The organism is Nitrososphaera sp., assembly GCF_050748925.1.
In the GTDB taxonomy this organism is placed as follows: Archaea; Thermoproteota; Nitrososphaeria; order Nitrososphaerales; family Nitrososphaeraceae; genus Nitrososphaera.
In genome coordinates, this window is sequence record NZ_JBOGQF010000120.1 from 1 (window position 1) to 5,126 (window position 5,126).

The following is a 5,126-nucleotide window of genomic DNA, read 5'->3' on the forward strand; positions in this document are numbered from 1 at the left end:
TTGGTGCTCTACCTGCGCCGGCACACACCCGCTCACAGATCTCATCATTTCAAGAAAGAAAAAGATTTGCACGCACTGCGACACGTCGATAAAGCTTTACGCGACGAGCAACAAGTTTGGCAAGCTCAGGCGCATGATATTCTTTGCGCACCTTGCACGCGGAAACGAATAAGGGGCATCAGGCCTCTAACGTCACGTTTTTTGTCGTCCTTCCAAAGTCGTCCTGGACCCTGACGATGTCGTCTTCGTCAAAGAGGCCGTAGGATATCTCTAGCAAGAGCCCGTCGTTTTCAGTCGCCGACAGCCGGTGCTTTGCCTTTACCGGTATCTCAAACTCGCTGCCCTGCTGGCCCGTAAACTCTTCTCCTTCTATCTCTACGATGAGCGGTCCCTGAATGACTTTCCAGAATTCCCTCCGCTGGTTGTGGTACTGGAGGGAAAGCCTGCTCCCTGCCTTTACGTGGATGAGCTTTACCGAGCAGGGCGAGTTTTCGTTAAATTGCTCAAACCATCCCCATGGCCTGTTCTCGATTTTTTTAGACTTTTCCAAATTATCACCAATGGAGTCGCACCTGCAAGACCGCGCCACCACCCTTAATTTGCGGCCTGGCAGATGCGGATCTCCGTCACTATCATGGGGATAAAATGACTTTAAAGAGTTATGAGCGTCGGCGGGTATTTGGTTTTACATGCTGCCCGCAATTCTTTTCTCGCACCCCTCCCATTGTATGCCATGTTCCCGTCAACAACCAGAAGCGAGTTCCTCTCTTTCCTTGAAAAAGAGACGCTGCGCATAGACAGCCTGATAGAAGGCGCAGTCGAGGTAGCTGAGGAGGTGCACGCCGGAGTCCGGCGAGAAGACGGCGAATCGTCGTTTCTTGAAACCCATACGTGGCCGGTGACTATGGAAGTAGTCGCGCATTATCGCGCCGCAAACCGGAGCATCACCGGCGTAGAGGTGGCCTCTGCGATCCTGCATGACGTGATGGAGGACGACGAGCGCATACTCGACTTTTACGCTGCAAAGTCGTACGGCTTTGACGCCTACCTTGCATACCGGTTTGGAAGCAGGGTGCAAGAAATAGCGAGCGAGCTGAAGGTAAAGCCCCTTGACAATTTTGCCGGCAAGACAGAGGCCGACAGGCAGGCCGCGAGGTTTTCCGGCTATTGTGACCTCCTTGTGGGCGCAGAATACGACGTCAAGGCGATAAAGCTCGCCGACCGGCTCAATAACATGGCTTTTATAAAAAAGGTCCCTGCACACGACAAGGTCCGCCGCTACATGCGCGAGGCCGAGGACTTTTACCTTGCGTACGCAATGCTGACGCCAAAGATGCCGGATTTCTACAAAAAAATCCGCCAGTCATACGAAGATCTGCGGTCGATAAAGCAGGCAGTGACGGCATGACTCATTCATAACCCATTTAAACCCACTAAATGGAAGTAAAGGGTGCAACATAATGTCCAACCTCAACGTTGCAGTCATTATAAAACTAGAGCCTGATTTTTCCGAAGGTAACGTCAGCTATAACGCCGACGGGACGCTAAACCGCGCCGAGACCAAGAGCATCCTGGGTCCCCACAGCGCGATTGCGTGCCAGGCGGCGTTTCTTGCCAAGGTGAAATACGGCGCCCGAGTCGCGGTGGGCACCATGGGTCCGCCCAATGCAGATATAGCACTGGCGCAGGCGCAGCGGGTCTGCGACGCCGACGAGCTCCACCTCTACAGCGACAGGGCGTTTGCAGGGGCTGACACCTGGGCGACGGCAGAGACGCTGCGCGCCGGCATCGCCAAGATAGAAGGCGGGAATATGGACATCGTCTTTTCAGGCCACCGGGCGTCTGACGGCGAGACCGGCCAGACCGGACCGCAGACCGCAGTCAAACTTGGCTTTACGTTCCTTGGCAATGTCATCGACTATGACGTCGACATGCAGCGGCGCGTCGTCAGGGCATCCCGCCTCATAACATTGCAGGGCTTTTACGACGTGGTCGAAGAAGTCGAGGCGCCGCTCCCCGTGTTCATCGCCATCGACCCGACCTACAAGGCGTCGTTCAACACCGTCTCGCAGCGGCTTGCGTTTGAAAAATACCAGAAACAAGCAATGAACAAAGCGGCCACTGTCAAGCAGCAGATCAAGATCTTTAACGCGCAGCAGCTGGGCACGGACCCCAAGCTGGTCGGCCTCCCCGGCTCGCCCACAATCGTCTACAGGGTGGAAAAGATCCCCAAGGCCAAGGCGAGCCGGATGGCACAAGTCATCGACGGCTCTGACCGGCAGCAGCTGGCCCAAGTCGCGGCCAAGATCCACGAAGTGCTCGGGGGCATGGTAATCAAATGAAGTACGAGCACCTTTACGTGGTAATCGAGCACGAGGGGGGCAAGCCCATCCCGGTCAGCCTGGAGATGCTCGGCGAGGCCCGGCGGCTTATGGATGGCTACAACAGCAAGTACGGCGCAAGCGAGCTGGTCGTGGCAGTGGTGCTCGGCAACAACGTAAGAAAGTTGTGCGACGAGCTCGTCCACTATGGCGCCGACGCGGTCATTTATGCCGACAGCCCGGAGCTGGAATATTCCAGAAACGCAGTTGACACGCCGGTCCTGTTCCAGATAGCTACAAACAGGGACCTTGTGCTGAAATTCGCGCCCATGTCGACCGGGTTTGTCAAGCCCCGCTACATGTTTTTCGCGGCCGACAACATTGGCAGGCAGCTGTCGTCCACGGTAGTCGGGTTCCTGGACTCGGGCCTTGCGTCAGACATCAACAAGCTGGCAATATCCGACCTTGAGATAAAGCACGAGCACAAGACCAAGGGCCAGGGGATGGTCTACGAGCGGACGCTTGAAATGTACAGGCCGGACTTTTCCGGCTTTTTGTGGACTACAATCCTGTGCCTTGACAACCGCAACCCTGCCATCGCTAAAGAGTTCCACCCGCAGGCCTGCAGCATAATCCCGGGGGTGTTTGCGCCAATAGAGCGCGATGCTACTCGAAAAGGGATGATAGTCGACTATGCGCCGACGTTTGACCCTGCAAGCCTGAAGGTCAAGATACTGAGCCGCAAGATAGTAAAAAGCTCGGTCGACTTTGACAGCAAAAAGGCCGTCGTGAGCTTTGGAAGGGGCATCAAAGAGTCGCCGGAGGAAAACATCAGGATGATGGCCGAGCTTGCAAAAGAGCTCGACGCAGAGGTGGGCGTGTCGCTTCCGATATCGAAAAAGCCGTTTCCCGTGAGCGAGAACATCAGTTCAATGTACATGACGCCTGATAGGGTGGTGGGGACGAGCGGCCGCAAGGTTATCCCTCTGCTGTACGTTGCAGCTGGCATCAGCGGCGCGATGCACCACCTCGCCGGGATGAAAGAGTCTGGCTTTGTGCTTGCGATAAACCCTGACGAGGACGCGCCGATAAAGGACGAGTGCGACATGTTTGTAAAGGGAAGGATGGAAGACGTGATCCCTGTGCTGATTGAAGAGTTGCGCAGGCTAAGGCCTGCATTGGAGGCAAGGAGATGACAGAACGCTATGACGTTGCCATAGTCGGCGGGGGCTCTGCCGGACTTGCCGCGCTAAAGAGGCTGGCGGACCTTGGCAGGCAGGCGGTGCTCATCGAGGCAGGCAGGCAGCCGGGCACCAAGAACGTTTCCGGCGGCATCCTTTATTCTAAAAAGCCAAAGAGCGGCAGGACCCACAACGTCGAGGACGTCTATGGCAACTTTCTTTCAGAAGCGCCGTACGAGCGCAAGATAACCAAATATATCCTGCACGCCGTGTCAAAGGACAAGGATTTCGCGATCGACCTGACGGCAGCTCACGAGTACCAGGCCAACTTTGGCTACTCGGTATTGCTCAACAAGCTGAACAGCTGGTTTGCCGCCCAGGCAGGCGAGGCCGCAGAAAAGCAGGGCGGGGGCATCGTGTCGGGGGTCCACGTGCGCTCGGTCAGCTGGAGCAATGACGGCCGCGCGGTAATCGAAAGCGACGAGCTGGAGCCCTTTGAAGTCAAGGCGGTAATCGCGGCCGACGGCGTCAACTCTGAAATCGCAGAGATGACTGGCGCCCGGCCAAAATTCGGGCCGGAGCAGCTGTACCAGGGAGTCAAGGTCGTGATAAAGATGCCAGAAGAAATAGTGGAGGAGCGCTTTGGCATGGGGGCCGGAGAGGGGGCGGCGCACCTTTTTGCCGGCGACGTCACGCTCGGCCACATCGGCGGAGGCTTTCTCTACACAAACCGCGACACGCTCTCTGTGGGCGCAGTGTACCACTATGATTCGTTGCTCGACAAGCCGGCGTCGCCCGGCGCGCTCGTGAACGCGCTGCTGAAAAACCCGCTGGTGTCTGAATTCATGCGCGACGAGGTGGCAGTCAAGGAAGAGATCGACCGCAACCTGCCAAAGGAAGAGCAGCTGCGTGCCAAGTTTGCAGTCAGCAAACTGGTCAAGAACTGGAACGACCTGCGCGACGCCTACCATTCGCCCTCTGCGCGCAGAAAATTGATAGAGGGCGGGAAATTCAAGTCCGAAGACGAAATAAAGTCAAGGATAGAGTATGTGAAGGGCGAGCTCCTTTCAAAATATTCAACGAAATTTGTAACCGACTATGTCGAGCTGGAATATTCTACAAAACTGGTGCCTGACGGCAAGCGTGGCGCGATGAAAAGGCCGTACCACAGAAACGTGCTGTTTGTGGGTGATGCGGCAGGCCGGGGCATCTTTATCGGGCCGAGGATCGAGGGTCTCAACGTAGGCATCGACGACGCCGTGCGCGCCGCAGACGCCGTTTCAGGGGCTATTGACCGCAACGACTTTTCATCGATGGGCGAGTCGTACTCGCAGCAGGTGGAGGCCAGCCCGTATACCCGCGACATGCACGAGATAGACAAGGATTACCTGAAGGTCTTTCTCGACGCGGCCAGGGACGTGCCAAAGGATATCGTCGGCCAGCGCTACGGAATGGTATTTCGGCTAATGTCTTCAAGCACGCTCCGCGGCCTTGCAGTCGGCCTTGCAAACATGCTAGGCTACGACAAGCTGCTGCCCTTAATAGAGTCGGAAGAGACGTACGTGCAGGTGCCCATCGAAATCGCAGAAAGGCTCGGCAAGGCGGTAACCGCGTCATACAGACC

General features: G+C 56.4%; 5 protein-coding genes. 4 read left to right on the forward strand and 1 reads right to left on the reverse strand.

Annotated features, from left to right (window positions below):
- Positions 1–178: 178 nt before the first annotated feature.
- On the reverse strand, positions 179–550 hold the full coding sequence (locus tag ACREAY_RS09530; protein ID WP_431755537.1) for a phosphomannose isomerase type II C-terminal cupin domain: 372 nt from the start codon (positions 548–550) through the stop codon (positions 179–181).
- Between the two features lie 183 nt (positions 551–733).
- Between ACREAY_RS09530 and ACREAY_RS09535 the strand changes: the two genes are divergently transcribed.
- The 4 genes from ACREAY_RS09535 to ACREAY_RS09550 all read left to right on the forward strand — a co-directional run.
- Positions 734–1,408: an HD domain-containing protein gene (locus ACREAY_RS09535; RefSeq protein WP_431755538.1), complete on the forward strand. Its 675-nt coding sequence runs from the start codon at positions 734–736 to the stop codon at positions 1,406–1,408.
- 52 nt (positions 1,409–1,460) lie between these two features.
- A complete protein-coding gene (locus ACREAY_RS09540) occupies positions 1,461–2,342 on the forward strand; it encodes an electron transfer flavoprotein subunit beta/FixA family protein (protein WP_431755539.1) in 882 nt (293 codons plus the stop codon).
- Positions 2,339–3,517 carry an electron transfer flavoprotein subunit alpha/FixB family protein gene (locus tag ACREAY_RS09545; protein WP_431755540.1) on the forward strand — a complete coding sequence of 393 codons (1,179 nt, stop codon included), beginning with the start codon at positions 2,339–2,341 and terminating at the stop codon, positions 3,515–3,517. Before ACREAY_RS09540 ends, ACREAY_RS09545 begins: the two co-directional genes overlap by 4 nt.
- A partial coding sequence (locus tag ACREAY_RS09550) for an FAD-dependent oxidoreductase (protein ID WP_431755541.1) occupies positions 3,514–5,126 on the forward strand: 1,613 nt, incomplete at its 3' end. The genes ACREAY_RS09545 and ACREAY_RS09550, both read left to right, overlap by 4 nt.